Source organism: Actinoallomurus sp. CA-142502 (genome assembly GCF_050936355.1).
Classification (GTDB): Bacteria; Actinomycetota; Actinomycetes; order Streptosporangiales; family Streptosporangiaceae; genus Actinoallomurus; species Actinoallomurus iriomotensis.
In genome coordinates this window covers 8,429,832-8,455,698 of the sequence record NZ_JBNJMY010000001.1, presented here as the reverse complement: position 1 = coordinate 8,455,698, position 25,867 = coordinate 8,429,832, and the positions used below count along the sequence as shown (strand labels likewise).

Sequence of the window (25,867 nt, the reverse complement as noted above, 5' to 3'; positions counted from 1 at the left end):
GTTCACCTCAGGTAGGGGGGCTGCTCGCTGGCCGGAGTCGCGGCCGTGGGAGCCCTGAAGGCGGTCACCTGGCGAGGAGGCGGGAGCCCAGCTCGCTGCGCGCGTACAGCACGACCCGGCCGACGCGTGCGCGGGTGACGAGTCCGGCGCCGTGCAGGACGCTCAGGTGCTGGGAGACCGCTCCGGGCGTGACCCCGAGCCGCTCGGCCAGGTCCAGCGTCGAGGCCGGCCGGTCCAGGCAGCCGAGCAGCGTCGCCTTGCGGCGGCCGATGAGCGCGACGATCGCCTCGCCGCCGGTCGGCGGCTCGGTCTCCCAGAGCGTCGCGATGCCGCGTGCCGGGTAGGCGAGCGAGGGCGGCTCGTCCGCGCTGATCGGCGGCGCCGTGCTCCGGACGAACAGGCACGGCATCAGGCACAGCCCGCGGCCGGTGACGTCGACCCGGTAGTCGATCGCGGGCACGTCCAGGCGCAGCACGCCGGCCTCCCAGCGCACGGCCGGGTGCAGGTCGGCGAACAGCAGCCGGGCGCCGCCGCGGGTGAACTGCCGGGCCCGGTAGAGCATGTCGGCCTCCAGCACTCCGCGCATGCGCGTCCAGTACGGGGCCAGCGCCGTCTCCCAGTACTCCCGGAGCAGGTCGGCGAGCCGGTCGCGGAGCCGCGCCGGCTCGTCCAGCCGGAGGATCGAGGGCACCGGACGGCCCGCGTGGGCGCGCCGGATGTCGGCGGCCACCTTCTCCGGCGGCGTCCGGCGGACGATCTCGAGCTCGTCCTCGAAGTCCGGGACCGGGACCTCGGGCCGGGGCGTGAGGAAGTCCGGCACCCAGCGCCGTACGCCGACGAGCGAGGCCAGCGGTCGCATGTCGAGGTGGGCCACGTCCTTCTCGACCCGTCGCCACCAGGGCATCTGCAGCACGAAGTAGGTCGGCAGCAGCGGGGTGCGCAGGCTCATCACCGTCTCCATCAGGGGAGACACGGCGAACCGCATGCCGACGAGGTCCTCGACGTCCAGGTCCAGCTCGATCATCCCGGCTCGCCGGTGGGGAGCCACCCGGGCAGCGGCTCACGGGCGTCGCGCCAGGCGCGCGGCACCCCCTCCGCTCCGGTGCCGGCGGCCACGATGCCGCCCGTGATGGCGGCGGTCGTGTCGATGTCACCGCCGACGGCGACGCAGTCGCGTACGGCCCGTTCGTAGTCGCCGAGATGGCGCACGGCGGCCCAGACGCAGAACGGCACGGTGTCCTGCGCCAGGACGCGGGCGCCGTTGCCGAGCTCGTACGCGGCCTCCTCCCGCGTGCGGTCCAGCAGACCGGCGGCCCGCCGTACGCCGTCGTGGACCAGGCCCGGCGGTGTGTGGGCGAGGACCGTCTCGATCAGTCCGGCGGCGTCGCCGCTCGCGGCACAGGAGGCGGCGACGGCCACCGCGACGGCGCCGGCCACACCCTCGGGGTGAGCGTGCGTGACGACGGCCGAGGCGGTGGCCTCCAGGGCAGCGCGCGCCGGGTCGCCGGGGTAGTACGCGCCGAGCGGCGCGACGCGCATCGCCGCGCCGTTGCCCATCGACCCGCGCCCGCCGAACTGCGCGGTAGTGGCGGACCGCCAGTGCTCGCCGTCGCGCAGCGCGCGGAGCAGGACGACGGTGCCGGGCCCGTAACCGCGGTAGGGGTCGTAGCGTTCGGCGAACGCCGCCGCGAGCGCGTCGCGCTCGACCTGCCCGTGGCGCCACAGGACGTCGAGGAGGTTGCAGGCCATCTCGGTGTCGTCGGTCCAGGGCCAGGGCGGTGCCGGCAGCGCGGTCTCGTCGAGCAGCAGCGGCCGGTTCTCCGTGGCGAAGAACTGGGCCCCGAACGCGTCACCGACGGACAGCCCCACAAGCGAGTCGAACGCACTCATGAGTCCTCCTTCGTCGGAGGCGTGACCAGGCGCGCTGTGTTTTCGATTCGTTCGCTCCGCTCGCTCATGGGCCCTCCTTCGTCGGAGGAGTGATCAGGCGCGCTGTGTTTCTGATTCGCTCGCTCATGGGCCCTCCTTCGTCGGAGGAGCGGCGAGGCGCGCCGTGCTCTCGCTCCGCTCGCTCATGTCAGGAACGGTATCCGGGGGTCAGGTGTCCTGGCCGAGCTGGTGGCGGATGGCGTCGGAGTCGCGCAGGGCCCAGTGCTCGACGATGCGGCCGTTCCGTACGCGGACCATGTCCATGCCGAGGACCTCGTAGCGTCGCCCGGAGGCGGTGTGCGTGCCGCGGGTGGTGTAGCGGTTGACCGAGGTGTCGCCGGCCACGACGTTCTGCTCGATCGTCACCGAGACGTCGTGGAAGGCGCCGCCCCGGCCGAACCCCTCCCACTTGCGCCGCCAGGCCTCGATGCCGTGGTGGTCGCCGGAGGACCCGCCGCGGTGGTCGACCACGTCCGGGTCGATCAGCGCGAGCGCCTCGTCGAGCCGCCCGGCGAGGACCTCGTCGTACATCCCGACCACGCGCCGGTGGACCTCGCCCGGTCCGGGGGTGACATCCGTCATCGTTCTCCTCCTCGCGACAACACTGCGGATAACCGGGGAACTCCCCGTTTCGCTGCTCACGGTAAATTAACCGGGGAGTACCCCGGTTAGCAAGGGAGGGCCATGCCGCCACGTCAGGCCGCCGAGCCGGGAGGCCGGCCGCGCCGGGCCGACGCCCGGCGCAATCACGACCTGCTGCTGGCCGCCGCCAAGGAGGTCTTCGCCGAACGGGGCGCGGGCGCGCCCCTGGACGAGGTCGCACGCCGGGCGGGGGTCGGCAACGCCACGATGTACCGGCACTTCCCGACGCGTGAGGAACTCCTCATCGCCGTCTACTCCGATGAGGTGACGGAGCTGTGCGCGCGCGGCGAGGCGCTGCTGGCGGCGGACCCGCCGGGCGACGCGCTGTTCACCTGGCTGGAGGCGTTCGTGGCGCACGTCGCGACCAAGCGGGACCTGGCGCTGGCCCTCACCGACGACCGCGCCGGCCGGCGCTCGGAGCTGTTCGACGGCTGGCACGAGTCGATGCGCACCACCGCCGAGGCCCTTCTGGACCGGGCGCGGCGGTCCGGGACGGTACGGCGCGGGGTGGACGCGGCCGACCTGCTGGCGCTCGCCAACGGCATCGCCCTGACCGGCACGGGAGACTCGCGGTCCCGCCGGCTGCTGGACCTGGTGCGCCGGGGCGCGACCCCGCCGTCGTAGCCCGGCGCAGGGTCACGCCCCGTGCGACCACTCCTCCAGCGCGCGGTAGTCGTCGTCGTCCAGGCCCACCCGGGCATCGACGCGACGCAGCAGGGACCGCCCTGGATGCCGGGCGGCCACCCAGGCGCGGTCGGCGTCGGTGATCTCATCGTCCACCCAGGCGAAGGCGCGCCCCGCCGCCCAGGCGACGAGCGTGCGGGTCTTCCAGTGCAGGCCGTCGCGCTCGTCCCGCTCGTCGAGGTCGGAGGGCTCGGGCCAGGCGACCACGGCCAGCCGCGGCAGGCCGAGCCGCGGGCCGACGCACTCGTTGGCGTCGTCCATCCACGTCGTCGCCCACACCAGCTCGCAGGGCAGCGCCGCCAGCCGGGGCCCGTGTGCGGGATCGATCCTGGTCAGCAGCGGATGGGGTTCGGGGCGATCCGCCGGATGGACCGGGTACGGCCCCGCGCCGAACGGAATGAGAGGCCCGTCGACGTCGAGGAACAGCAGCGGACGCCGTTCGAGATCTGCCACCCGAGCGGTCCGGATCAACGCCGGCCCGCCCGGGCCAGTGCCTGCTCGGCCTCGGTGGCCAGAGCGGTCACGAGATCGGCCGCCGAGGGCAGGTCGGTGATGAGGTCGACGGCCTCGCCGGCCCACACCGGCAGCGGGGGAACGGCGCCGCGTGCGACGTCGTCCCGGTAGTCCTGTCTCGCGGAGGGGTCGGCGGCGAGTTCGGCCTCCCGGCCGCGCCATCGGTCGAGGTGAGGATGGCCGAGGGTGCGGGCGGTGTACTTCGCGGGCCAGGGGGAGCCGCGGACGATGTCCAGCACGCTGCTGCGCTCGGTGTCCTCCGCGCCGCCCTCGACGATCGCCTTGCTGATGGAGGGGGCGACCACGGCCTCGGCGGTGGCCTGGAACCGGGTGCCGATGAGCGCCCCGGCCGCGCCCAGGGCCAGCGCCGCCGCCACGCCGCGGCCATCGGCGATCCCGCCGGCCGCCAGCACCGGCACCGGCGTCGCCAGATCCACCACGACCGGTACGAACGGCAGGGTGGACCGTCCGTGCCGGGCCCCGTGCCCGCCGCTCTCGGTGCCCTGGGCCACGATGACGTCGGCTCCCAGGTCCACGGCCCGCCTGGCCTCCTCCAGATCGGTGACCTGGACGACCAGCGCCGCCCCCGCCCGGCGGATGAGTTCCGCGAACGGGCCCGGGTCGCCGAAGGACAGCATCACCGCCCGCGGGCCGTACTCCAGCGCCCGCTCGACCGCCCCGGCGTCGGCCGACCAGGCCAGGAAACCGACGCCCCACGGTCCGTCCGTGCTCTCGGCGACGATCGGCAGCTCGCGGTCCAGCCAGGTCCGATCGCCTCGCCCACCGCCGAGCATCCCGAGCCCGCCGCCGCGAGAGACGGCCGCCGCGAGCTCCCCGCCGGCCGACCCGCCCATCGGTGCGAGCGCGATCGGATGCCGCACACCGAACAACTCCGTGAACGCCGTCGACAACGTCATCGCCCCATCATCCGCCCGCTGCCCGGAGGGCGGACCGGCGCTTTCGACGATTCAGACGAGAGCTAAATCTCTACCCGGCCGGGCGCGCGTCCGTTGAGCTGGAGCCGTGAGCCACGCCTTTCCCCTCGTCCCCGCCCTCGCCGTCATCTTCGCCGGTGTCCTGCACGCCACCTGGAACGCCCTGGCCAAGGCGGCGCCCGACCGGTACGCCGGGTTCGCCCTCATCGGCACCGCCCAGGGCGCGGCCGGGCTGCTCATGGTGCTCGCGGCCGGGACGCCGGCGCGCGCCTCGTGGCCCTGGATCGCCGCCTCCGTCGCGCTGCACGTCGTCTACACGGCCCTGCTCGCCCGCTCGTACGAGCTGGGCGACTTCAACCAGGTCTATCCGCTCGCCCGCGGCACCGGGCCGTTGATCGTGGCGTTCGTCGCCGCCACGACACTCGGGGAGAGCCTCTCCGTCTTCCAACTCGCGGGCGTCGCGGCGGTCTGCGGCGGTCTCGGTGCCCTGGCGTTCGCGGGCGGGGTGTCGCGGCGGCAGGCCGGCGCCATCGGCGCCGCGCTCCTCACCGGCGTATCGATCGCCGGGTACACCCTGATCGACGGCGTCGGCGTACGGCACGCGGGCACGGCCGTCGGCTACAGCGGATGGCTCTTCTTCTGCATGGGCCCGCCGGTCGTCGCCTGGGTGTACCTGGCGCGCGGGGCGGCCGTGTGGCGCGGCGTCGCCGCCCAGTGGCGGCTCGGCCTGCCCGGCGGCCTGATCTCCGTGCTCGGCTACGGCATCGTCGTGTGGGCGCAGACGCGCGGGGCGCTCGCCGCCGTCGCGGCCCTGCGGGAGACCGGCGTGATCAGTGGTGCCGTCATCGGAGCGGTCTTCTTCCGCGAGCGGATGGGCCTGCCGCGGTTCGCCGCCGCCGGCGTGGTCGTCGTCGGCGTCGCGCTCATCAACGTGCACTGACCTGCCCGCGGTTTCGACGCCGCGTGAGCGGTGAGAGTGACCCGAATGAACGGTTCCGAGCAGGATGCCCACCCTGCCACCGTCGTGTTCACCTGGGACGTCACCCCGGGCCGGGAGGCGGAGTTCGAGACGTGGGCGCACGGCGTCAACGACACCGCGACGGACTTCCCTGGTCACCGCGGGGCGACCTGGCTGCGCGCGGAGGGGTCGCGGCACCGCTACTACACGGTGCTCAACTTCGTCGACGAGGAGCGCCTGGACGCCTGGATGAACTCCGACGAGCGCGACGAGTGGCTGGAGCGGCTCGATGGCATCGCCAAGGAGCACCGCCACCACACCACGGGTCTGGAGACCTGGTTCAGCCTGCCGGGCGAGGCGGTGCCTCCGCCGGCGCGTACGAAGATGGTGCTGGTCACCCTCCTGGCGGTCTACCCGCTCAGCCTCTTCTTCCAGGGGCTCGTCGCGCCGTGGACGCAGAGCTGGCCGCTGCCGCTCCGCGCCGCGCTGTTCCCCCTCGTCGTCGTGCCCACGCTCACGTACGCGTTCATGCCGGGGCTGAGCCGCGCGTTCCGCGGCTGGCTGTACCCGCCGCACCGGACGCACCGCCCCGCACGGCGCACGGACCGGCACGAGACCGGGAACGTCTCACACCGGCCTTCGTGAGCGCCGCGGCCCGGGCCTGCCGCCGGGAGGCTCACGTTCGTGCGTCGCCGGTCGTGGCCATCGTGTCCGCCCGGTGGTCGATCGGCCGGTTGTCGATGGTATCGGCCGTGATCCGGCTCCAGGAGTTGGTCCGGGCCTGCCGCCGGGAGGCTCACGATCGTGCGTCGCCGGTCGTGGCCATCGCGTCCGCCCGGCCGTCGATCACGCGGTTGTAGACCGTCTCCGTCTCGGCCGCGATCCGGCTCCAGGAGTACCGTTCGCGCGCCCGCACCGCGGCCGCGGCCGCCAGGGACGGGCCCAGGCGGGGATCGGTCAGCAGCCGTCGCAGCCGCCCGGCCAGGGCGCTCGGCACCAGCGGCGGGACGTACAGGCCGGTCACCCCGTCGACGACCGTGTCCAGGTGGCCGCCGACCGAGGAGACGATCACCGGCACGCCGCACGCCATGGCCTCGATCGCCGTGATCCCGAACGGCTCGTACCAGGGCACGGACACGACGACGTCGGCGGAGCGGATCAGCGCCGGCATGTCGTCGTGCCGGACCGCGCCGGTGAACAGCACCCGGTCGGCGACGCCCCGCGCCAGCGCCAGGCGCCGCAGCCGCAGCGCCTCGGGATCGCGTCCAAGGTCCGCGTGGCCGGGGCCACCGGCCACGACCAGCTCCGCGTCCGGCACATGGCACAGCGCCTCGATGACGGTGTCCACGCCCTTGCGCGGCACGAGGCGGCCGGTCGTGAGCAGGCGCGGCCGGTCCCCGCGCGGGGCGACCGGCCCGTCGGGGCGGAAACGCTCGACGTCGACCCCGCACGGCACCACGTGGACCGCGCCGGGCGGGACGCCGTAGGACTCCAGCTCCCGTACCTCGTCCGCGCACGTGGCGATCACCGCGGCGGCGTCCCGGCCCACCTGGGCCTCGACGCGGAGCCGCTGGGGCGGGCTGGTGTCCGCGTCCCGCTGGTAGCGGCGCTTGACGCTGCCGAGCGCGTGGAACGTCTGCACCACCGGGACGTCGAGGTCCCGTGCTCCGCCCATCGCCGCCAGCCCGCTCATCCAGAAGTGCGCGTGCACGACGTCCGGCGGGTCCACGGCCCATCGCTGCGCCAGCCGCTCGGCGAACTCGGCCATGTGCGGCAGGAGCTCGTCCCGGGCGACCGGCCGCGCGGGCCCGGCCCGTACGTGCTCCACCGTGACGCCGGGCGCGTAGCCGACCGAGTCCGGCAGCGCGACGTCGTCGCGCCGGGTGTGCACCGTGACCTCGTGGCCGCGCCGCGCCAGCGCGGTGGCGAGGGCGCCGACGTGGACGTTCTGCCCGCCGGCGTCGACGCCGCCGGGCGTCGCGAGCGGGCTGGCGTGCTCGGAGACCATGTCGATTCTCAAAAGTGCTCCTTTACGCGGTGGCCTACGGAAGAGCCTTGCCACAGCGACAATGTCGCCAAACTCGCCACAGATTAGGCAAAATCAGCTATTCTGCGGTCGTTTCCGGCGGGCGCGGTTCGCGATGCGCCGCCTCAACCCCATGTCGCACCGCTCGGCGGTGCTCAAACATGATCCGCCTGCTGAGCTGTGGCGATGGCTGCCTGGATTGCCGTAATAATGGGGTAATTATTACTATTTGCGCGACGATGAATTAACGTGCGGGAAACGCCGCTGAGGGGTGTGGCGCAGGTGCGAGCGCGTTTGACGGGCGTACGTCGGGGCACAGACGGCGAGGCCGGAGTCGCGCGTGAAAGTTGCAGTGCCTTTCTCGGTCCGGAGCGCGGAACCGGCCCGGTTGTGCCATCGTGCGGAAGACGATGAGCCCGGGAAGGGAGCGGCGCATGGCCACCGACAACGCCTCGCATCCTCTCGCGGTTCACATCAGGGACCGGCTCGCCTCCGACGCCCGCACGGTGGAGTTCGGCATCGACGTCGTCGTCCGCGAGGACGTGGTCGTCCTGCGGGGACAGGTGGCCACCGCCCGGCGCAGGGCGCTGATCGAGGCGGTCGCCCGCGAGGCCGCCTCCGGCCTGCGCATCGCCAACGACGTCACCGTCGTCGAACTTCCACACCAGACACGGCGCGCCGACGGTGCCTCGTGGTGACTGTGCCGGTCACGGCCCGGTGAGGCGGGACCGTACGTGCTGGTCGGGCCGTAGCCGGGCCGCGCGCGGCGCGCGGACGGTGCCTCCTGGTGACCCTGCCGGTCACGTCCTGGTGAGGCGGAATCGTACGTGCTGGTCGGGCCGTAGCCGGGCCGCGCGCGGACGGTGCCTCCTGGTGATCCCGCTGGTTACGTCCTGGTGAGGCGGGACCGTACGTGCTGGTCGGGCCGTAGCCGGGCCGGGCGCGGCACATCGACGGTGCCTCCTGGTGACCCTGCCGGTCACGGCCCGATGAGGCGGAATCGTACGCGCTGGCCGGGCCGTAGCTGGGCCGCGCGCGGCACGTCGTCGGCGGCCAGCACCGCCGCGACGGGGTAACCCCCGGTCGTGGGATGGTCGGCGAGGAAGATGATCGGCAGCCCGTTCGGCGGCACCTGCAGGGAGCCGGTGACCATGCCCTCGCTCGGCAGTTCGCCCTCCCGGCGCCTGGTCAGCGCCGGGCCCTCCAGCCGCACGCCGACGCGGTTGCTCTGCGCCGTCACCTCGTACGCCGCGCGGGTCAGCGGCTCCAGGCTCTCGAACCAGTCGTCGCGCGGGCCGGGCGCGATCCGCAGCACCGGCTCGGTCTCCGGCTCCGGCACGGGCGCGACGTCCACGGTGATCGGGCCCGTCGCGTGACCGCGGCCCAGCCGGTCGCCGGCGGACAGCGGCGGCGGGCCGAGCCCCGAGAGCACGTCGGTGGAGCGGCTGCCGAGCACCGGTTCCACCTCGACGCCGCCGCGGACCGCGACATAGGTGCGCACCCCCGAGGACGGCGCGCCGAACTCCACCACCGTGCCGGCCGGGACGTGGAACGGCGCGTTCATCGTCCCCGGCCGTACGGGCAGCGGCGCGCCGGTGACCGCGATCCACGCCCCGGTGTCGAACCGCAGCGCGGCGCCTCCGAACGTCAGCTCGAGCCCGGCCGCCCTCTCGTCGTTGCCGACCAGGCGGTTCGCCAGGCACAGGCTGGGCCGGTCCGCCGCGCCCGAGTGCGGCACGCCCAGGTGCGCGTAGCCCGCGCGGCCCAGGTCCTGGACGGTGGCGAGCGGCCCGGAGCGCACGACCTCGATCATGCGCGCGCCTCGAAACGGACCCGGGTGCCGGGCTGGAGCAGCGACGGCGGCTCACGGTCGGGATCCCACAGCCGCAGCGTCGTACGGCCGAGGAGCCGCCATCCGCCGGGCGAGGACGACGGATAGATCGCCCCGTACGGCCCGGCGATCGCCACCGACCCGGCCGGGACCGCGGTGCGCGGGGAGTCGCGGCGCGGCACGTGCAGGCGCTCGTCGAGGCCGGTCAGGTAGCCGAACCCGGGGGAGAACCCCAGGTACGCCACGACGTACTCGGCCGCCGCGTGCCGCTCGACGACCTGCGCGCGGGTCAGCCCGGTGATCGCGGCGACCTCGTCCAGGTCCGCACCGTCGTAGACGACCGGCACGCGCAGCGGCTCGCCGCCCGCCGTACTCGTCTCCGGCAGCGGCAGGCCGCCCAGCAGCGCGCCGAGCGGGCCGAGGTCGGTGCCCGGCGCGGTCGTCACCAGCACGGTGCCGGCGCCCGGGACGACGTCGACGATCTCGGTCCGGCCGAGCGCCCGGACGGCGGCGTGCAGCCGGTGCGGCGTCTCGGTCTCGACCAGCAGGGCGGCGTCGCCTGCCCGGAGCACCTTCACGCGAACGGCCCCAGGCGGACGCCGGCGCGTTCGATGGTCGTGCGGACGGCCCTGGCCAGCCCGACCGCGCCGGGTGTGTCACCGTGCACGCACATGGACCGCGCGGCCACGCGTACCACCGAGCCGCCGATCGACTCGACCGTGCCGTCGACCGCCATCCGTACGGCGCGGGCCGCGACCTCCTGCTCGTCCTCGATCACCGCGCCGGGCCGGCGGCGGGACACCAGGGTGCCGTCGGGGTTGTAGGCGCGGTCGGCGAAGCACTCGTCGACCACGGTGACGCCCCCGACGTCGTGCAGCGCCGAACCGGGCAGCGTCAGCAGCGGCAGCGACGGGTCGTACGCGACGACCGCCGCGGCCACCGCCTCCGCCTGCGCGGGATCGCGAACGAGGCGGTTGTAGAGCGCGCCGTGCGGCTTGACGTAACGGACCCGGCCGCCCTCCGCGCGCGCGATGCCGTCGAGCGCGGCGATCTGGTAGAGGATCTCGGCGGTCAGTTCCTCCGGCGCGACGTCCATCTCCCGGCGGCCGAACCCCGCCAGGTCGCGGTAGGACACCTGCGCGCCGATCGCCACGCCCCGCTCCACCGCCGCCGCACAGGTGCGCCGCATGATCAGCGGATCGCCCGCGTGAAAGCCGCAGGCGACGTTCGCGCTGGTGACGATGGACAGCAGGGCGAGGTCGTCGCCGAGCCGCCACGGCCCGAACCCCTCACCCAGATCCGCGTTCAAGTCGATCATTGCGCCAGGTTCTCATCCGACCGGTCCGTGATGAGCATCCGGCCGGGCGAATGCGTGATCACGAAGGGTGCCTCCGAGGCCATCACGACGGCCTGCGGGGTCACGCCACAGGCCCAGAACACCGGGACGTCGCCGTCCGCGAACTCCACGGCGTCCCCGAAGTCGGGCCGGTCGAGCGACGCGATGCCCAGCTCGGCGGGGTCGCCCACGTGCACGGGCGCCCCGTGCGCCAGAGGATGGCCCGCCGTGATCTCGATGGCCGTGGTGACGAGGCCGGCGGGCACCGGCCGCATCGAGACGACGAGCGGCCCGGCCAGGCGCCCGGCCGGCCGGCACGGCCGGGAGGTGACGTACATCGGCACGTTGCGGCCCTGCTCGACGTGGCGCAGCGGCACCCCGGCCGTGGCCAGCGCCGTCTCGAACGTGAAGCTGCAGCCGAGCAGCAGCGCGACCAGGTCGTCGCGCCAGTACTCGGTGACGTCCGGGACCTCGGCGACGAGCCGCCCGTGCTCGTACACCCGGTACGCCGGCAGGTCGGTGCGCAGGTCGGCGGTGGCGATCTCGCGGGCGTGCGGGTCACCGGGATCGGTGACCTCCAGGAGCGGGCACGGCCCGGGGTTGCGGAGGGCGAACAGCAGCGCGTCGAAGGCCAGGTCGCGCGGCACGGCGAGCAGGTTCGCCTGGACGTGTCCCCGGCACCAGCCGCTCGTGGTCTCGGGCACCTCGCCGGTGCGGAAGACCTCGCGCGCCTGGGAGGGGGTGAGGATGCCGGGTTGCTCGAGAGCGGTCATGCCACAGTCATGCCCGATCCAAGCGCGGACAGGCCGCCCGCGAGCGCCGAATCGGCTGCGGGCGGTCAGTCGCGCCGGTCGACGAAGAGCGTCTGCGCCACGCTGCCGAAGTCACCGCGCTCGTCGTAGAGCCGCGTCCGGCACAGGCCGCTTCCGGCCGGGCCGATCGTCGTGGCGGCGTCGAGACAGGTCCACTCGCCGGCCTGGGGCCGCAGCAGGTGCAGGGTGAAGTCCACGTTCGAGAACGTGTACGCCGCGAAGCTCAGCTCGGAGCTGATGCCGCTGGCGGTGTCGGCGACTCCGGCGACCCGCTGCAGCGGCGTGGGCTCCTCGTCCGGCAGCACCGGAACGGCGAGCCGGGTCCACAGCACGGCCGGCCCGTTGAGCAGGACGCCGCCCTCGGCGAACCGCCACTCCAGCGCGTGGAAGTACCCGAAGTCGGGCAGCGGCGACTCGGTCAGGGCGGCATCCGGCAGCGGGAAGCGCGGCGCCGCGGTCTCGGAGGCGATCACCTCGGTGTCGGCGCGCCGCAGGCGCCAGGCGCGCGCGTACGCGACCGGGCGGCCGTCGGCGACCATCTCCGCGGCGACGGACTGCACCCGCCGCCCGGGCCGTACGACCTCGGTGTGCACGACGACCTCGCCGACCGGGATCGGCCCGAGGATGTCGATGGCGAGCTGCGAGACGGCCATGTCGGGCTGCGGGTCGGTGCGTTCGAGCTCACGCGTGAGCAGCGCCGCCGGCGGGCTGCCGTGCTGGTGCCGCGGATCCCACGGCCCCTGGGTCAGCTCGGTCGCCTGGAAGCGACCGTCACCGAGCGGACGGTAGAGGCTGTCGGCCATGGGAGTCCCTTCGGCATGTCCGGACGCCCGTGCGGGGGTGAACGGGCACGTCACGTCTCTACCATGATTCGGGCCGAATCGGGGATCCCCGCCGTGCGCTCAGACCTCGTCGCGCAGGCCTCGCAGGGCGGCCCGCAGCGCGCGCGGGTCGTCGCCGACCTCGTCGACGATCGCCATGAGCCGGTGGAGGATGTCGTGGCGGTCGTGGCCCTTGTCCAGGAGGTACTCGGCGATCCCCCACAGCTGGGGCGGGTCGCCGTCCCACAGGCGCCGGGCCAGGCGCAGGTGCGCCTCGATGTGCTCCCGGTCCGGGTCGGGGTGCTCGAACTCCAGCAGCCGGTGCCGGTCGTGGTCGTCGGCCGGGTCGAGCCGGGTGAGGTCGATCTCGGCGTTGCCCGCGGTCAGGAACGGGAAGGCGAACGCCCGGCGGGCGAGGGCCTCCAGGTCGCCGTCGGGCAGCAGCCGCTCGACCAGCTCCCGGTCGAGACCGAACGTCGTCGGGTCGCGATAGGCCTCGGCGAACTTGCCGGTGATGTCCCAGACCTTGTCGAGGGTCTGGCGGACGCCCTCCTCGTGGAGGCGGGTGCGCTGGCTCGCCCAGCGGACCCATGCGGCCAGCACGTGCGGCATGGCGTCCTGCTCGCCCGGGGACAGCATGACCTTGCGCGGCAGGTAGTGCAGCAAGAACGTCTCGCACTTGATGGGGCTGACGCGCAGCGGACGGCCGAAGTCGTGATCGCAGCCGTAGTCGATGATCCGGTCGACGCAGCGGCTCGCGGCCGAGCGGTCCGACAGCCCCTCGGCCTCGTCGGAGGCGAGGAACTGCGCCGCCATGGTCGCGCGCCGGTCGCGGCTGTGCACCGGCGGGGCGGGCCGCCGCCCGCCGGGCGGCAGCGCGCGGATCCGCGCGCGCACGAACGCGTGGTAGGAGCCGAAGGTGTCCTTGACCGGCGGTTCTTCGGTGTCGTCGGTGATCGCGAGGGCCTTCTCCAGCATCGCGCGGGCGCGGCTGGCCGGGAGCGGGTCGAAGAGCATCAGGGGGTTGTCCTCGGCCTCCTGGCGGCAGTAGCCGAGCAACTTCTCCACCTGCGAGGACACCCACGCGTCGACCACCATGCCGCGTTCGTTGTGGTCGATGACGACCACGAGCGCGTGCCGCTCCTCACCGCCATAGGTGTAGGTGCAGACGATGGAGTCCTGGTCGCCGTAGACGTCGCGGGAGACGTAGCAGTCGTCGGGCTCGACCATGCCGACGCGCCCGGCCCAGCCCGGCCGCGCGACCCCCGCCTCCATGAGCGGCAACGCGGCGCGTTCGGCCTTGGCCGCCTGCCGTGGCGTGCCGAGATAGGCGATGCCGGTGAGCAGCGCCAGCGCCGCCGGCGTACCGGCCTTCGCGGCGTAGTCGACCAGGGCCTCGCCGACGAGCTCCTCCACGTCGTCGTGCAGCAGCCGCTTGCCCCACCAGGCGCCGAGCATCTCGCTCACGATGAGCTCGGCGTCGAGGGGACTGCGTACGGCCAGCAGCTCGCGGGCGGCGCGGAGCATCTCCTGGAACACGGCTTCCGGAGGTTGTGCACGGCGCCGTGTCATGCAACCTCACCACGTGTGGACGGGCGCACGCCGGTCGGTTCGCTCATGCGCCCTCCCAGCGATGCTCGCGCATCCAGCGGCTCGCGCAGGTCGCTCACGTGGGTGCCTTTTCGCAATACGTCCCATGGCGCGGCCGGGAGCGGCGCCCGAGGGAGGAGTGGTCCGGTGTCCGGCCACTTACCCTACTCGCCCGAAGAAGGTTCGGCTCGTCGTGCGGAGGGTGGTTCGGACTTCACCATGCTCACCAGGTGTTCGCGTGCGAGGGACTCGACGACCTCCGGGGTCAGGTCCACGCCCAGATGCCGGCCGCGCAGACCGACGTCCGTGATACAGCGTTCGACGGTCTCGGGGGAGAGCTCGGTGAAGTCGCGGCAGAGCCGCCTCACGATCGCCGGTGAGACGTCCAGACGTGAGATGAGCTGCGTCGATTGCATGCGGACACCCTCCCGCCACAGAAGATCCGGGTACGTGCGCGTCGGCTCCGAATCTCGACTCTGACGTCAGGGGTGTCAAGACTTCCCGGCGACACGATCCCGTCCCTTCCGCTCGTCCAGCCACGCCGGGTGGTGACGCGCCGCCCAGTCCTCCGGAACGTGCCCGAGGAACATGCCGCCGAGCGCGCCGCGGTCGCGCAGCGCGTACCAGAGATGGCCGAGCACGACGATCCCCGTCGCGACGAACAGCCAGTCGTGCACGAACGTCGCGCCGCCGCGGAAGGAGTCGGGCCACGGGTGCGGGAACGTCATGATCAGACCGGTGCCGAGCATCACCAGGATCGCGCCGCCCGCGAACGCCGCGTTCAGCTTCTGGCCCGCGTTGTACTTGCCGACCGGGTGGATGCCGCGCCCGCCGGCGGTGGCGCGGCGGTCGCGTCCGCGCAGCCACGCCCAGTCGTCGGGGGAGAAGCGGTTCAGCCGGCGCAGGTCGTCGCGGAACGCCCGGGACGCCCAGCCCAGCAGCGCCGGCACCGGCAGCGCGAACCCCGCGTAGACGTGGACCGTACGGAGCAGGTGCCGGTGCCCGACCGTCTCGGCGAACGCCGGGACGTACAGCACCGCCCCGGTCACGAGGCAGGCGAGCATGAACAGGGCCGTCGTGTGGTGGACCCACCGCACCGACCGCGCGAACCGGCTCACCCGGATCACGGGCCCTCCTTCGTCGGAGGAGTGACCGGGGGAACTGTGCTCTCTGGTTCCCTCGCTGCGCTCGGTCACGAGGTGTACCCGTTCGAGCGTCCAACCCAGGCGTCCACGTCGTAGCCCCGTTCCTCCCAGTAGCCCGGCCGCACGTCGCCGACCACCTCGATGCCGCTCAGCCACTTGGTCGACTTGTAGCCGTACATCGGCGCGACGTACATCCGCACCGGACCGCCGTGGTCGTGGCTGACCGGGCCGCCCAGCATGCCGGTCGCCACGATCACGTCGCGGCGGCGCGCCTGCTCCATCGTGAGGCTCTCGGTGTACGTGCCGTCGAAGGAGGTGAACCGCACGCCCCTCGCGCCGGGTCGTACGCCGACGGCGTCGAGCAGGTCCGGCAGCGCGACGCCCTCCCACGCGACGTTCGGCACGTTCCAGCCCGTGACGCAGTGGAACGTGTCGGTCATCCGCGTCTGCGGAAGCGCGTGCTGAAGATCGGCGAAACTGTACGAGCGCGGACGCTCGACCAGGCCGCGCACCCTGAGGTTGTAGTCGGCCGGCGCGATCCGCTTCACCGGCCCGGTCACGGTGTAGAACCGGAACCCGCCGGCGGCCGGCACGATGCCGGAGATCCCCGAGCCGACCGGCCCGAGCGCGCGGTTCACGCCCCGCTGCACCCACGCGCCCGTCGCGACGCCGAGGGCACCGAGACCGACCATGCCGAGGACGACACGACGCCCGACCGGTGATCCTTCGCTGCTCACGCTGCTCACGTCTCCTATTCGAGCACTCGCCGGGCCGTACGCCCATGGATCGCGCGATGCCGTCAGGAAACCGTCATAAATCGCGTGCGTTCTCCAAGCCGCCGTCGTAGCCTGCGGGCATGACGTGGCGATATTGATCTTCACCTGAGTCCCGGCTCGCGCGCAGGCTCTACGCCTACGCGTTCTTCGAGGACTTCGTCCTGTTCTACCCGGTGTACGCGGTGCTGTTCGCCGATGCCGGGCTGTCCGCGGCGGAGATCTCGTCCCTGTTCATCCTGTGGTCGGTCAGCTCGTTCGTGATCGACGTGCCGTCGGGGATCTGGGCGGACGCCTTCTCCCGGCGCCTGCTGCTGACCCTGGCGCCCGGTCTCACCGCCGCCGGCTACGCCCTGTGGACGTTCCTGCCGTCCTATCCCTTCTTCGCGCTCGGCTTCGTGCTGTGGGGCGCCGGCGGAGCCGTGCGCTCCGGGGCCCTGCAGGCCCTGGTCTACGACGAACTCACCCGTCTCGGCTCCTCCGACGCGTACGGGCGGCTCATCGGCCGGTCGAGGGCCGTCGGCACGACCGCCGTCATGGCGGCGACGGCCCTGGCGTCCCCGGTCCTGCACCTGGGCGGATACCGCGCCGTGGGCCTGGCGAGCGTGGCCGTCGCCCTGCTGGGCGTGCCCGTGGGCCGTTCCTTCCCCGAGTCCCGCGGTGACGGCGCCCGGGAAGAGGACCAGGAGGAAAAGCGGTACGGCGCGGTGCTCCGCTCGGGCCTCGCCGAACTGCGCGGCGCCCCGGAGGTCCGGCGCCGCCTGCTCGTCGTCGCACTGGTGTCCGGAGTGGACGCGCTGGACGAGTACGTGCCGCTGCTGGCGAAGGCGACCGGCGCCGGGGCGGCGACCGTGCCGCTGCTGGTGCTCGTGGTCACGGCCGGCGTCGCGGCCGGAGGCTGGCTGGGCGGCCGGGGCACCACGTGGGTGGGGCCGGTCCTGGCCGCGGCCTCGTCGCTCCTGGCGGTGGGCGCCTGGTCGGGCCGGCCGGCCGGGCTGGTGGCGGTCGCGGTGGCGTTCGGCGCCTTCCAGTGGGCGATCGTCGCCGCCGACCTGAGGTTGCAGGAACAGATCTCCGACGGCGCGCGGGCGACGATCACGTCCGTGGCGGGCTTCGGGACCGAGGTCGTGGCGGTGCTGACCTTCGCCGGCTACGGGCTGGGTTCCTCCAGGCTCGCCGCCGGCCCGCTGTTCGCCCTGGCCGCCGTGCCGTACGCGATCGTCGCGCTGATCCTGTGGCGGAGCCGGGAGTGAGCCGGAACCGGATCCCGCGGTGAGCCGCCGCCGCGGGCTCCGAGCGCCCTCTGCCAGGATGATGAGGGAGAACGCGAGGTGCCGGGGGACTCTGGAGGACGCCGTGACGGTATCGCTGCCCATCGCGCCGGAGGCCAACGCGCTGCTCAACCGCAGCCCGCTGGCCCTGCTGATCGCGATGCTGCTGGACCAGCAGGTGCCGCTCGAACGCGCGTTCGCGGCCCCGGCCGACCTGGCCCGCCGGCTGGGCCACGACCCGACGGCCGAGGAACTGGCCGACCACGACCCGGACAAGCTCGTGGCCGTCTTCGGCGAACGCCCGGCCCTGCACCGCTTCCCCAAGGCGATGGCCGCGCGGGTACAGGCGCTGTGCCAGGTCCTGGTCGACCGCTACGACGGCGACGCGTCCCGGGTCTGGACGGAAGCGACGACAGGCCCGGACCTGCTGAAGCGCGTGGGAGACCTGCCGGGCTTCGGCGAGCAGAAGGCCAAGATCTTCGTCGCCCTGCTCGGCAAACGACTGAACGTACGCCCGGAGGGCTGGCGCGAGGCGGCCGGCCCGTACGGCGAGGAGTCCTCGCACCGCTCGGTCGCCGACATCGTCGACGAGGAGTCGCTCGGCCTGGTCCGCAGCTACAAACAGCAGCTGAAGGCCGCCGCGAAGAAGTAACCGCCCCAAGCGAGCCGAACCGCGGGTGCGGCGGGACGCCCAGCAGGACCGGGCACGAACCCCGCCGAGCGGCTGCGCGTGTCGTCCCCGTACCAAGAAGAGGTGTGTCTCCCCGTCGCTCCGGTCCCGGGCGCCCGGCTTCAGGGGCGATACCCGGCACGAGCCCTGTCGAGCCCCGCGACACGCCCACCATCTTCACCGATCGCACCGTTCGGGCACCGCACCCACGCGACCCCGCCAAAGCACGTGCGTTTGCACGTGCGACAGCACATGTACAAACATCGTCGTCGATGGTCATGCCCGGCATTCCGCCTCTGGGCAGGGCCATCGCCGAAAAGATGAGGTAATTAAGAATTGCCGATATTCGCCATTACGGCGTCCGTATTCCATGCCGGTCCACATCCGGCCCACATCGGACCCGCATCCGCACTGCTGAAGCCGTCTCCCCACGAGGAGGCGTGACTCGCCGAGATCGGGGATCTCGCCCGCCGGGCCCCTGCTGGCGCTTATCATCTCTTCCGCCGGATGCGCGGTCTCCTGCCGTGCCGCCGGCCGGGCGGGTATGGGCCGTGTTCGTCAGCGGCCGACGATAACGATGCCGAACGGGACTTCCGTCGGCGGCGAACCATCGAGATGATGAAAACCTGACTCCGAGCGGTGTTGTGATGGAGGACGGGAGCGCTAGCCTGCTCCCATTCACCCATAGTGATGCGGAAATGCCTAGCAGTAGGGCCGGGCGCGCGACGGAGGTGTCTAGCATGAGCGCCGATACGTCCGTGCCGCATCCCCGGCTCTCCGGTCTCGACGCGTCGGACTCGGCGCTGTTCGCCACGTTGCTACGGGAGGCTCCGATCGGGTTCGCGCTCTTCGATACCGACCTGCGTTTCAAGCGGGTCAACCACTCGCTGGCCCGCCTGCACGGAGTCGCCGTCGCCGACCTCGAGGGCAAGAAGCCGTCCGAGGTCCTCTCCGAGAAGTTCGGCGAGATCGTCGAGACCGCCGTGCGCAAGGTCGTCGACGAAGACCGTCCGGTGCTCGACGTCGATCTGGAGATCGGCGGGCGGCACTGGGCGTACTCCTGGTTGCCGGCGCACGCCGCCGACGGTGAGATCACCGGTGTCGTCCTCGTCGTCGTGGACGTCACCGACCGCGTGCTCGCCGAGACCGCGATCCGCCGCAAGGAGGAGCGCTACCGCTCCCTGGTGGAGGCCAGCTCCCAGGTCGTCTGGGTGACCATGCCGACCGGGAAGGTCGTCGACGACGCGCCCGAGTGGCGCGCGATCACCGGCCAGACGCACGAGGAGTACGCCGCCGACGGCTGGCTGGGCGCGGTGCACAGCGAGGACCGCGCCCGCATCGAGGAGGCATGGCAGGCCTGCGTGGCCGGTGATCGGATCTTCGAGGCGACCTACCGCATCCGTACACGGGCCGGCGGCTACCGCAACTACGACGTACGCGCGGTGCCGATCCGGCGCGAGGGCGAGATCGTCGAGTGGGTCGGAGCGAACACCGACGTCACCGGCAAGCGCGAGGCCGAGGAGATGCGCGGGCGGCTCACCGAGCAGCTCTCCGCCGCGGCGCTCCGTACGGCCCGGCTCCAGCAGGCCACGTCCATGCTGGCCGAGGCGCTGACGGTCAACCAGGTCGTCGCCGTGATCACCGAGGTCGGCCGGTCCGCGATCGGCGCCGACCGTTCCGCGGTGGCGCTGCTCGACGACGACAAGGTGCGGCTCCGTACGATCACGCCGGGCGGCATCCCCGAGCTTCCGGGCCCGGCCCGCGAGGAGATCGGCGTCGAGGACCCGAGCGTCATGTCGGTCGCCGTACGCGAACGGCGCCCGTTCCTCGCCGAGAACCCCACCAGCCTGCGCCTCCAGATCCAGGCCGAGGAGATCGACGCGTTCGTCCAGGTCACCGACGAGCGCGCCTGGGTGGGCCTGCCGCTGCTGGCCGCCGGCCGCGCGCTCGGCGCCCTCCGGTTCTCCTTCACCCGGCCGCGTGAGATCACCGAGGAGGAGCGGGTCTTCCTCGAGGCGCTCGCCGGCCAGTGCGCGCTGGCAGTCGAGCGCGCCACGCTGTTCGAGCGCGAGCACAAGACCGCCGAGGCGCTCCAGCGCAGCCTGCTGCCCGACCAGCTTCCCCAGCTCCCGCCCATGCGGCTCGCCGCCCGCTACCAGCCCGCGACACGTCACGTACAGGTCGGCGGCGACTGGTACGACGCGTTCCCGCTCCAGGACGACCGGGTGGCGATCGTGATCGGCGACGTCATGGGCAAGGGCGTGAAGGCCGCGGCCGGAATGGGCCGCGTGCGCAACGCCCTGCGGGCGCTCGCGCTCAACGATCCGCGGCCCGCCGCGGTCCTCTCGGGCCTCGACCGGCTCTTCTCGGCCACCGAGGGCATGGAGCAGATCACCACGCTGGCGTACGCCGTGATCGACCCGGCCACCGGCGAGGGCGTGATCAGCAACGCGGGGCACCTGCCGCCCCTGTTCATCTACCCCGACCGGCGTCCCGAGGTCAGTACGGCCGAGGCCGGCACCCCGCTCGGCTGGCCCTCACAGCGACATCAGACAAAGTTTTCCGTTCCACCCGGCAACACTGTGGTGTTCTACTCCGATGGACTTGTGGAGAACCGAAGACGGGGACTCGACGCCGGCCTCGACGAGATCGTGGCCATCGCCGCCGATGCTCCGCCCGAGGTGCTCGCGGATCCTGAGATACTTGTCGACTTCCTGGTGGATCGGATGCTGGCCGGGTATGACCATGATGATGACGTGACCGTACTTGCCCTACATGTTCCACCGAAGACGGCGTAGCACGTACGAAGGACCACCCCGAGCCCTCTAAGGTGGTGGTCACCGGGCCGGACTCCACCGTGCGGAATAGGCGGGCGTGCCAGAATGCTAGATCGAGAGAGGTACGCTGCCCAACGCAAAGCTCCGAAGGGGCCGGCGCCCGATACAGCACTGGGTCAACATAGCCACACGTTCGTTCGAGAGGTGTTTGTGTCGCCTGCGAGTTCGACCTCCAAGCCGTCCGAGCTGCACGAGAGCGTTGTCAGGCAATTGATCGAGCGTGGGCGAAACCAGGGCTACCTCGAGGCTGACGATGTGCGCCGTGCGTTCGAGGAGGCCGACATTCCCGTGTCGAAGGCCTCGAGCATCTTGCGGAGTCTTAGCAAGGAGGGTGTGACCGTCATGGTGAGCGCTGCCGACTCCGCGGCGCCGAAGCGCGCGCGCAACAGCAGTAAGCGCGCGACGCCCGCGACCAAGAAGACCAAGACGACCGCCGCCACCAAAGAGCAGGACTCGGTGACCGCGGTCGTCGACGAGGACGCCTCCGAGGTGCCGGTGAAGCCTGCCCGAGCCAAGAAGAGCGCCGCCAAGCCCAAGAAGGCCACCCCGACGAAGAAGGCCGCTCCCCAGCCGTCCGCCAAGGCCGAGAAGGAGCCTGAGGACGGAGAGGACGTCGGCGACGTCGACCTCGAGGTCACCGACATCGACGAGGCGGACCTGAACGACCTCGGCGACGACGTCGAGGCCGCCGACCTGGAGAGCGACGACTCCGACGAGAGTGAGGACGGCGACGACTCCGCTTCGGAGCCCGAGCCCGAGGAGGCCCCCGCTCCCGCCGCGGAGAAGAAGGGCCCGACGTCCGAGGACGAGTCGTTCGTCATCGGCGACGACGACGAGGACGCCCCGGCGCAGCAGATCGCGGCCGCCGGCGCGACCGCCGACCCCGTCAAGGACTACCTCAAGCAGATCGGTAAGGTCCCGCTCCTCAACGCCGAGCAGGAGGTCGAGCTCGCCAAGCGCATCGAGGCCGGCCTGTTCGCCGAGGAGAAGCTCGCCCTCGAGCGCGAGACCCTCGAGTTCCAGGTGCTGGACGACCTCGAGTGGATCGCCGAGGACGGCCGCCGGGCCAAGAACCACCTGCTCGAGGCCAACCTCCGTCTCGTCGTCTCCCTCGCCAAGCGCTACACGGGCCGCGGCATGCTGTTCCTGGACCTCATCCAGGAGGGCAACCTCGGTCTGATCCGCGCCGTCGAGAAGTTCGACTACACCAAGGGTTACAAGTTCTCCACCTACGCCACCTGGTGGATCCGGCAGGCGATCACCCGTGCGATGGCCGACCAGGCCCGTACGATCCGCATCCCGGTCCACATGGTGGAGGTCATCAACAAGCTGGCCCGCGTCCAGCGTCAGATGCTCCAGGACCTCGGCCGCGAGCCGACCCCGGAGGAGCTGGCCAAGGAGCTCGACATGACGCCTGAGAAGGTGGTCGAGGTCCAGAAGTACGGCCGTGAGCCCATTTCGCTGCACACGCCTCTCGGTGAGGACGGTGACAGTGAGTTCGGTGACCTCATCGAGGACTCCGAGGCGATCGTGCCGGCCGACGCGGTGAGCTTCACGCTGCTGCAGGAGCAGCTGCACTCGGTGCTCGACACCCTCAGCGAGCGCGAGGCGGGCGTGGTCTCCATGCGGTTCGGCCTCACGGACGGCCAGCCGAAGACCCTCGACGAGATCGGCAAGGTCTACGGCGTGACCCGCGAGCGGATTCGCCAGATCGAGTCCAAGACCATGTCCAAGCTCCGCCACCCGTCGCGCTCCCAGGTGCTGCGGGACTACCTCGACTAGATCGCATACGACGAAGGGCCCGCTTCCGGCGGGCCCTTCGCCGTATCGGTGGTTCAGCCGGCGATGACGTCCACGTCGGCGCCGTTCAGCTCGGCGGTGTACCCCAGGTCCAGCAGGGTCTTCACCAGTTCCTCGGGCGTCGCCGGATCGGCGGCGCCCCGGAGCAGGTCGCGAGCGACCGCGCCGCGGGTGGCCTTGGCCATGTGGCTCACCACGGTCCGGCGGCCGTCCTGCTCGCGGAACACTCGCACTCTCACCGCCTCCGGGCGCCACGCCGCGGCGTACGGGGCCGAGCGCATGTCCACGATCAGGCCCTCCGTCGGCAGGGCGGCGGTCAGGACCGGCCGCCAGACGGCCGCCAGAGCGCCCAGGCGGGGCAGCCGCGCCCCCACGGCAAGCCGGTAAGGGGGCACGTGGTCGGTGGTCCTCAGCGCGCCCCAGAGGCCCGAGAAGATCAGGACGGACCGCGCCGTACGCTCCGGGTCGAGGTCGGCGAGGCCGAGGTTGTCGTACAGCACGCCCGTGTAGAGCCGGGCGGCGGGCAGCGTCGGCGCGTCCCGCAGCCGGGTGTTGCGCTCGATCTCGCCGGTCTGCCCCGGCGACAGGCCCAGCCACTCGCGCGCTCGGGCCTCGCGGCCCGCGCAGACCCGTTCGAGGGCGGTGAGCACGCGTTCGCGGGTCCGGGTGAGCTCGGGGAAGGCGAGGCCGGCCAGGTCGAGCGGCGGCCCGTCTCCCTCGGCGGCCTTGCCCTCGGACGGCGGCAGCAGGATCAGCATCGTCCCCCCAGGAGCCCGGGAGGGCTCACCAACAGAAGCTGAGACGGCGGCCGCCCGGATGGGCAACCGCCGTCTCCTCGGTTATGAATACGGCTCGCCTGGCCTACCGCTCTTCTTCGGCAGCTGCGGTGGCAGGGGTCTCAAGCAGCCGGTCGGTTTCGTCGTGAATCTCGGCGCCCGCGGCACGGAGGGACTCACCGTACTTGCGGCCGTGGTGGGCGCAGAACAGCAACTCGCCGCCGCCCGCGAGGATCGCGCGGACATAGGCCTGGGCACCGCAGCGGTCGCAGCGGTCCGCGGCCGTCAGCGGCTTGGTCGGGGCAAGAGCTCCAGTCACGTCGCCTTCCTCGTCTCGGGGTCGGTCGCTTAGGACAACATCTAACCGGACGTGAGCGTTCCCATGCGGGTTCTGTGTACGCCGAGAGCGGAATAGCCCCGGAGGTGACAAAGGTCACCCTCGCGATCAATGTTCAGATTTGTTCCCATCGGAAGACCCGGACCGCCACGATCGTCGCGACCAGCGCGAAGGCCAGCAGGATCCCCAGTTGCGGGAGGACGGAGGCCGGTCCGGCGCCCCGGGCCATGACCTTCAGCATGCCATCGTTCAGGTGGCGCAGAGGGAAGATCTCCGAGACGACACGCAGCCATTTTGGCGCCTCGTCGACGGGGAAGAACGACCCGCCGAGGAACGCCATCGGCAGTACGACCATCTGGCTGACCGCCTGCGCGGACTCCTGCGTCTTCGCCCACGCTCCGATCAGCATGCCGATCGCCAGGAACGCCAGCACCCCGCACAGCACCATCGGGATCGCCATCCACCAGTAGTGCGACAGCTTCAACCCGAAGAACGGCAGGGTGGCCACCCCGATGAACAGCACGGTCTGCACCAGCGCCATGCCCAGGCTGACCGCGACCCGCGCGGCGAAGACCGTGCGGATCGGCACGGGGGACAGGCGGAGACGGCGCAGGATGCCTTTCGTGCGCCATGTGACGAGTGTGGTGGACGCGCCGAACATGCCCGCCGAGGCGAGCGCCCAGCCGAGCACCCCCGGAGTGATGTACTGGATCGCCTTCAGCGACTTGTCCTCGACCTGCTCGGCCCGCAGCCGATACTTCGGCGCCTGCCCGGAGGCGGCCTGGTTCGCGGCCTGTACGAGGCCGTTGACCTGACCCTGGACGGTGCCCGACTTCACCTGGTCGGCCGCGGAGAAGTGGACGACGACCTGGTCGCCGACCTGTTCGAGCGCGGCGTCGTAGTCGCCCTTCTTGACCTTCTCCAGCGCCGCGTTCCGGTCCGAGATCCTGGTGACCTTGAACGACTTCCCGAAGTCGGCCCGCATGGCGGCCGGCATCTGGTCGACCACGCCGACCGAGCCGATTTCCAGCACCTTCGACTTCGGCGTCGACTGCTGGGCGAACAACCCCCCGATGGCCACCAGGAACAGCAGCGGCAGCGCGATCGTGAAGAACAGCGCCCCCCGGTCCCGCCGGAGCCCGAGGAACATCGCCGAGGCCAGACTCTTGAAACTACTCACGCCCGGTATTCCCTTCCGGTCAGGTCGAGGAAGACGTCCTCGAGCGTGGCGCCCTTGATCTGCACGCCCTCCAGGGCCCCGCGCTCGGCGAGCGCGGCGACCACCTTCGGCGCGTCCCGCGTGGAGATGGTCAGCGAGACCTCGTCGTCGGTCACCTCGTCGGCGCCCGGGAGCGTACGGGCCTCGTCGGCGTTCATGACCCCGCTGGCCACGCTGACGCGCGCGGCCGAGTCCAGGCCCCGTACGAGGGTGGCCGGCGCGCCGCTGCGCAGGATCCGGCCGTGGTCCATGATCGCGACCCGGTCGCAGAGCACCTCGGCCTCGTCCATGTAGTGGGTGGTGAGAACGACGGTGCGGCCGTCGGTGTTGATCGCGCGCAGCACGTCCCAGAGGTTGCGGCGCGCCTGCGGGTCGAGGGCGGCGGTGGGCTCGTCCAGGAACACCAGCTCCGGCTCGTGCACCAGTGCGCAGGCGATCGACAGGCGCTGCGCCTGGCCGCCCGACAGCTTCTCCACCTGCGTGTCGGCCTTGTCGCTCAGGCCGACGACCTCCAGCATCTCGTCCGCCTTGCGGCCCGGGACGCCGTACAGGGAGCCGAACGTGCGCAGCTGTTCCCGCGCGGTGAGCCGCTCGAAGAAGGCCGACGCCTGCAACTGCACGCCCATCCGCGGCAGCAGCGCGGGGTTGCGCGGCCACGGGGACTGCCCGAACACCGAGATCTCCCCGGCGTCGGCCTGCCGCAGGCCCTCGATGATCTCGAGCGTCGTGGTCTTGCCGGCCCCGTTCGGCCCCAGGATGCCGAAGAACTCGCCGGCCTCGACGGTCAGGGAGACACCGTCGACGGCGTTCACGTCGCCATAGCGCTTACGCAGGTCATTGGCGACAATCGTGTTGGACATGGTCAAGGACCCTAGAGGCGCATATCCGGGCGTAACCACCTACGAAAGGTGGAGCTTCGCGATCTGCAACCACCGGTGGAGGGCGGACGGAACGGCGCGCCG

27 protein-coding genes are annotated in these 25,867 nt (G+C 72.2%); 8 read left to right on the top strand and 19 right to left on the bottom strand.

The window, feature by feature from the left end; all coding sequences use genetic code 11:
• Positions 1–64: 64 nt before the first annotated feature.
• The 3 genes from ACQEV1_RS39460 to ACQEV1_RS39450 form a co-directional block, all read right to left on the bottom strand.
• The gene (locus tag ACQEV1_RS39460) at positions 65–1,024 is read right to left on the bottom strand and encodes an ArsR/SmtB family transcription factor (RefSeq protein WP_433401520.1); all 960 of its coding nucleotides are present in this window, start codon (positions 1,022–1,024) and stop codon (positions 65–67) included.
• The gene (locus ACQEV1_RS39455; protein WP_285628075.1) at positions 1,021–1,890 is read right to left on the bottom strand and encodes an ADP-ribosylglycohydrolase family protein; all 870 of its coding nucleotides are present in this window, start codon (positions 1,888–1,890) and stop codon (positions 1,021–1,023) included. The genes ACQEV1_RS39460 and ACQEV1_RS39455 overlap by 4 nt, the downstream gene beginning before the upstream one ends.
• Positions 1,891–2,097: 207 nt before the next feature.
• Positions 2,098–2,511: an ester cyclase gene (locus ACQEV1_RS39450; RefSeq protein ID WP_285628078.1), complete on the bottom strand. Its 414-nt coding sequence runs from the start codon at positions 2,509–2,511 to the stop codon at positions 2,098–2,100.
• Positions 2,512–2,613: 102 nt separating this feature from the next.
• Between ACQEV1_RS39450 and ACQEV1_RS39445 the strand changes: the two genes are divergently transcribed.
• Positions 2,614–3,195 carry a TetR/AcrR family transcriptional regulator gene (locus ACQEV1_RS39445; RefSeq protein ID WP_433401517.1) on the top strand — a complete coding sequence of 194 codons (582 nt, stop codon included), beginning with the start codon at positions 2,614–2,616 and terminating at the stop codon, positions 3,193–3,195.
• A 12-nt stretch (positions 3,196–3,207) separates the two neighbouring features.
• Here the strand turns inward: ACQEV1_RS39445 and ACQEV1_RS39440 are convergent, their stop codons facing one another.
• Positions 3,208–3,708, bottom strand: coding sequence for an HAD domain-containing protein (locus ACQEV1_RS39440; RefSeq protein ID WP_433401515.1), 501 nt, complete (start codon positions 3,706–3,708; stop codon positions 3,208–3,210).
• Between the two features lie 14 nt (positions 3,709–3,722).
• Positions 3,723–4,685, bottom strand: coding sequence for an NAD(P)H-dependent flavin oxidoreductase (locus ACQEV1_RS39435; protein WP_433401513.1), 963 nt, complete (start codon positions 4,683–4,685; stop codon positions 3,723–3,725).
• Positions 4,686–4,791: 106 nt separating this feature from the next.
• Here ACQEV1_RS39435 and ACQEV1_RS39430 point away from each other — a divergent pair, with 106 nt between their 5' ends.
• Together ACQEV1_RS39430 and ACQEV1_RS39425 are read left to right on the top strand one after the other, a co-directional pair.
• Entirely contained in the window at positions 4,792–5,643 is an 852-nt protein-coding gene (locus tag ACQEV1_RS39430) for a DMT family transporter (RefSeq protein ID WP_285628089.1), read from the top strand.
• 45 nt (positions 5,644–5,688) lie between these two features.
• Positions 5,689–6,306, top strand: a complete 618-nt coding sequence (locus ACQEV1_RS39425) for an antibiotic biosynthesis monooxygenase (RefSeq protein WP_285628092.1) — start codon at positions 5,689–5,691, stop codon at positions 6,304–6,306.
• Between the two features lie 151 nt (positions 6,307–6,457).
• Here ACQEV1_RS39425 and ACQEV1_RS39420 read toward each other — a convergent pair whose 3' ends face one another.
• Positions 6,458–7,681: a glycosyltransferase gene (locus ACQEV1_RS39420; RefSeq protein WP_433401510.1), complete on the bottom strand. Its 1,224-nt coding sequence runs from the start codon at positions 7,679–7,681 to the stop codon at positions 6,458–6,460.
• A 440-nt stretch (positions 7,682–8,121) separates the two neighbouring features.
• Here ACQEV1_RS39420 and ACQEV1_RS39415 point away from each other — a divergent pair, with 440 nt between their 5' ends.
• Positions 8,122–8,385 carry a BON domain-containing protein gene (locus ACQEV1_RS39415; protein ID WP_433401508.1) on the top strand — a complete coding sequence of 88 codons (264 nt, stop codon included), beginning with the start codon at positions 8,122–8,124 and terminating at the stop codon, positions 8,383–8,385.
• A gap of 281 nt (positions 8,386–8,666) precedes the next feature.
• On the opposite strand, the gene ACQEV1_RS39410 is transcribed toward ACQEV1_RS39415, so the two are convergent.
• The 9 genes from ACQEV1_RS39410 to ACQEV1_RS39370 form a co-directional block, all read right to left on the bottom strand.
• Positions 8,667–9,500 (bottom strand): biotin-dependent carboxyltransferase family protein, encoded by an 834-nt coding sequence (locus tag ACQEV1_RS39410; protein ID WP_433401506.1) that lies wholly within the window; start codon positions 9,498–9,500, stop codon positions 8,667–8,669.
• Positions 9,497–10,096 carry a 5-oxoprolinase subunit PxpB gene (gene pxpB / locus ACQEV1_RS39405; protein WP_433401505.1) on the bottom strand — a complete coding sequence of 200 codons (600 nt, stop codon included), beginning with the start codon at positions 10,094–10,096 and terminating at the stop codon, positions 9,497–9,499. Before pxpB ends, ACQEV1_RS39410 begins: the two co-directional genes overlap by 4 nt.
• Positions 10,093–10,836, bottom strand: a complete 744-nt coding sequence (locus ACQEV1_RS39400; protein ID WP_433401503.1) for a LamB/YcsF family protein — start codon at positions 10,834–10,836, stop codon at positions 10,093–10,095. Before ACQEV1_RS39400 ends, pxpB begins: the two co-directional genes overlap by 4 nt.
• Positions 10,833–11,627: a putative hydro-lyase gene (locus tag ACQEV1_RS39395; RefSeq protein WP_433401501.1), complete on the bottom strand. Its 795-nt coding sequence runs from the start codon at positions 11,625–11,627 to the stop codon at positions 10,833–10,835. Before ACQEV1_RS39395 ends, ACQEV1_RS39400 begins: the two co-directional genes overlap by 4 nt.
• 65 nt (positions 11,628–11,692) lie before the next feature.
• Positions 11,693–12,469, bottom strand: coding sequence for a thioesterase family protein (locus tag ACQEV1_RS39390; RefSeq protein WP_285628111.1), 777 nt, complete (start codon positions 12,467–12,469; stop codon positions 11,693–11,695).
• 99 nt (positions 12,470–12,568) lie between these two features.
• Positions 12,569–14,059: a hypothetical protein gene (locus tag ACQEV1_RS39385; protein ID WP_285628112.1), complete on the bottom strand. Its 1,491-nt coding sequence runs from the start codon at positions 14,057–14,059 to the stop codon at positions 12,569–12,571.
• Positions 14,060–14,241: 182 nt separating this feature from the next.
• The gene (locus ACQEV1_RS39380) at positions 14,242–14,493 is read right to left on the bottom strand and encodes a hypothetical protein (RefSeq protein WP_285628115.1); all 252 of its coding nucleotides are present in this window, start codon (positions 14,491–14,493) and stop codon (positions 14,242–14,244) included.
• 75 nt (positions 14,494–14,568) lie between these two features.
• Positions 14,569–15,204 carry a cytochrome b/b6 domain-containing protein gene (locus ACQEV1_RS39375; protein WP_433401498.1) on the bottom strand — a complete coding sequence of 212 codons (636 nt, stop codon included), beginning with the start codon at positions 15,202–15,204 and terminating at the stop codon, positions 14,569–14,571.
• A 65-nt stretch (positions 15,205–15,269) separates the two neighbouring features.
• The gene (locus tag ACQEV1_RS39370) at positions 15,270–15,968 is read right to left on the bottom strand and encodes a molybdopterin-dependent oxidoreductase (protein WP_433401496.1); all 699 of its coding nucleotides are present in this window, start codon (positions 15,966–15,968) and stop codon (positions 15,270–15,272) included.
• A gap of 191 nt (positions 15,969–16,159) precedes the next feature.
• Here ACQEV1_RS39370 and ACQEV1_RS39365 point away from each other — a divergent pair, with 191 nt between their 5' ends.
• From ACQEV1_RS39365 to ACQEV1_RS39350, 4 genes are all read left to right on the top strand, one after another.
• On the top strand, positions 16,160–17,248 hold the full coding sequence (locus ACQEV1_RS39365; protein WP_433406061.1) for an MFS transporter: 1,089 nt from the start codon (positions 16,160–16,162) through the stop codon (positions 17,246–17,248).
• Positions 17,249–17,351: 103 nt separating this feature from the next.
• Positions 17,352–17,918, top strand: coding sequence for an HhH-GPD-type base excision DNA repair protein (locus ACQEV1_RS39360; protein ID WP_285580176.1), 567 nt, complete (start codon positions 17,352–17,354; stop codon positions 17,916–17,918).
• A 758-nt stretch (positions 17,919–18,676) separates the two neighbouring features.
• Positions 18,677–20,734 carry a SpoIIE family protein phosphatase gene (locus ACQEV1_RS39355; protein ID WP_285580174.1) on the top strand — a complete coding sequence of 686 codons (2,058 nt, stop codon included), beginning with the start codon at positions 18,677–18,679 and terminating at the stop codon, positions 20,732–20,734.
• A 189-nt stretch (positions 20,735–20,923) separates the two neighbouring features.
• On the top strand, positions 20,924–22,555 hold the full coding sequence (locus ACQEV1_RS39350) for an RNA polymerase sigma factor (protein ID WP_433401493.1): 1,632 nt from the start codon (positions 20,924–20,926) through the stop codon (positions 22,553–22,555).
• A gap of 53 nt (positions 22,556–22,608) precedes the next feature.
• Here ACQEV1_RS39350 and ACQEV1_RS39345 read toward each other — a convergent pair whose 3' ends face one another.
• The 4 genes from ACQEV1_RS39345 to ACQEV1_RS39330 all read right to left on the bottom strand — a co-directional run bounded on the left by ACQEV1_RS39345 (position 22,609) and on the right by ACQEV1_RS39330 (position 25,765).
• A complete protein-coding gene (locus tag ACQEV1_RS39345; protein WP_433401491.1) occupies positions 22,609–23,331 on the bottom strand; it encodes a YaaA family protein in 723 nt (240 codons plus the stop codon).
• 103 nt (positions 23,332–23,434) lie between these two features.
• Positions 23,435–23,668, bottom strand: coding sequence for a DUF7455 domain-containing protein (locus ACQEV1_RS39340; RefSeq protein ID WP_285580169.1), 234 nt, complete (start codon positions 23,666–23,668; stop codon positions 23,435–23,437).
• Positions 23,669–23,801: 133 nt separating this feature from the next.
• Entirely contained in the window at positions 23,802–24,866 is a 1,065-nt protein-coding gene (locus ACQEV1_RS39335) for an ABC transporter permease (RefSeq protein ID WP_285628131.1), read from the bottom strand.
• The gene (locus ACQEV1_RS39330) at positions 24,863–25,765 is read right to left on the bottom strand and encodes an ABC transporter ATP-binding protein (RefSeq protein ID WP_285628134.1); all 903 of its coding nucleotides are present in this window, start codon (positions 25,763–25,765) and stop codon (positions 24,863–24,865) included. The genes ACQEV1_RS39335 and ACQEV1_RS39330 overlap by 4 nt, the downstream gene beginning before the upstream one ends.
• Between the last annotated feature and the right edge of the window lie 102 nt (positions 25,766–25,867).

Coding starts and splice junctions, on each gene's coding strand:
- ACQEV1_RS39425 (WP_285628092.1), top strand. CDS start 5,689: ATGAACGGTTCCGAGCAGGATGCCCACCCTGCCACCGTCGTGTTCACC.
- ACQEV1_RS39395 (WP_433401501.1), bottom strand. CDS start 11,627: ATGACCGCTCTCGAGCAACCCGGCATCCTCACCCCCTCCCAGGCGCGC.
- ACQEV1_RS39400 (WP_433401503.1), bottom strand. CDS start 10,836: ATGATCGACTTGAACGCGGATCTGGGTGAGGGGTTCGGGCCGTGGCGG.
- ACQEV1_RS39445 (WP_433401517.1), top strand. CDS start 2,614: ATGCCGCCACGTCAGGCCGCCGAGCCGGGAGGCCGGCCGCGCCGGGCC.
- ACQEV1_RS39385 (WP_285628112.1), bottom strand. CDS start 14,059: ATGACACGGCGCCGTGCACAACCTCCGGAAGCCGTGTTCCAGGAGATG.
- ACQEV1_RS39435 (WP_433401513.1), bottom strand. CDS start 4,685: ATGACGTTGTCGACGGCGTTCACGGAGTTGTTCGGTGTGCGGCATCCG.
- ACQEV1_RS39345 (WP_433401491.1), bottom strand. CDS start 23,331: ATGCTGATCCTGCTGCCGCCGTCCGAGGGCAAGGCCGCCGAGGGAGAC.
- ACQEV1_RS39410 (WP_433401506.1), bottom strand. CDS start 9,500: ATGATCGAGGTCGTGCGCTCCGGGCCGCTCGCCACCGTCCAGGACCTG.
- ACQEV1_RS39330 (WP_285628134.1), bottom strand. CDS start 25,765: ATGTCCAACACGATTGTCGCCAATGACCTGCGTAAGCGCTATGGCGAC.
- ACQEV1_RS39415 (WP_433401508.1), top strand. CDS start 8,122: ATGGCCACCGACAACGCCTCGCATCCTCTCGCGGTTCACATCAGGGAC.
- ACQEV1_RS39355 (WP_285580174.1), top strand. CDS start 18,677: ATGAGCGCCGATACGTCCGTGCCGCATCCCCGGCTCTCCGGTCTCGAC.
- ACQEV1_RS39450 (WP_285628078.1), bottom strand. CDS start 2,511: ATGACGGATGTCACCCCCGGACCGGGCGAGGTCCACCGGCGCGTGGTC.
- ACQEV1_RS39390 (WP_285628111.1), bottom strand. CDS start 12,469: ATGGCCGACAGCCTCTACCGTCCGCTCGGTGACGGTCGCTTCCAGGCG.
- ACQEV1_RS39460 (WP_433401520.1), bottom strand. CDS start 1,024: ATGATCGAGCTGGACCTGGACGTCGAGGACCTCGTCGGCATGCGGTTC.
- ACQEV1_RS39455 (WP_285628075.1), bottom strand. CDS start 1,890: ATGAGTGCGTTCGACTCGCTTGTGGGGCTGTCCGTCGGTGACGCGTTC.
- ACQEV1_RS39380 (WP_285628115.1), bottom strand. CDS start 14,493: ATGCAATCGACGCAGCTCATCTCACGTCTGGACGTCTCACCGGCGATC.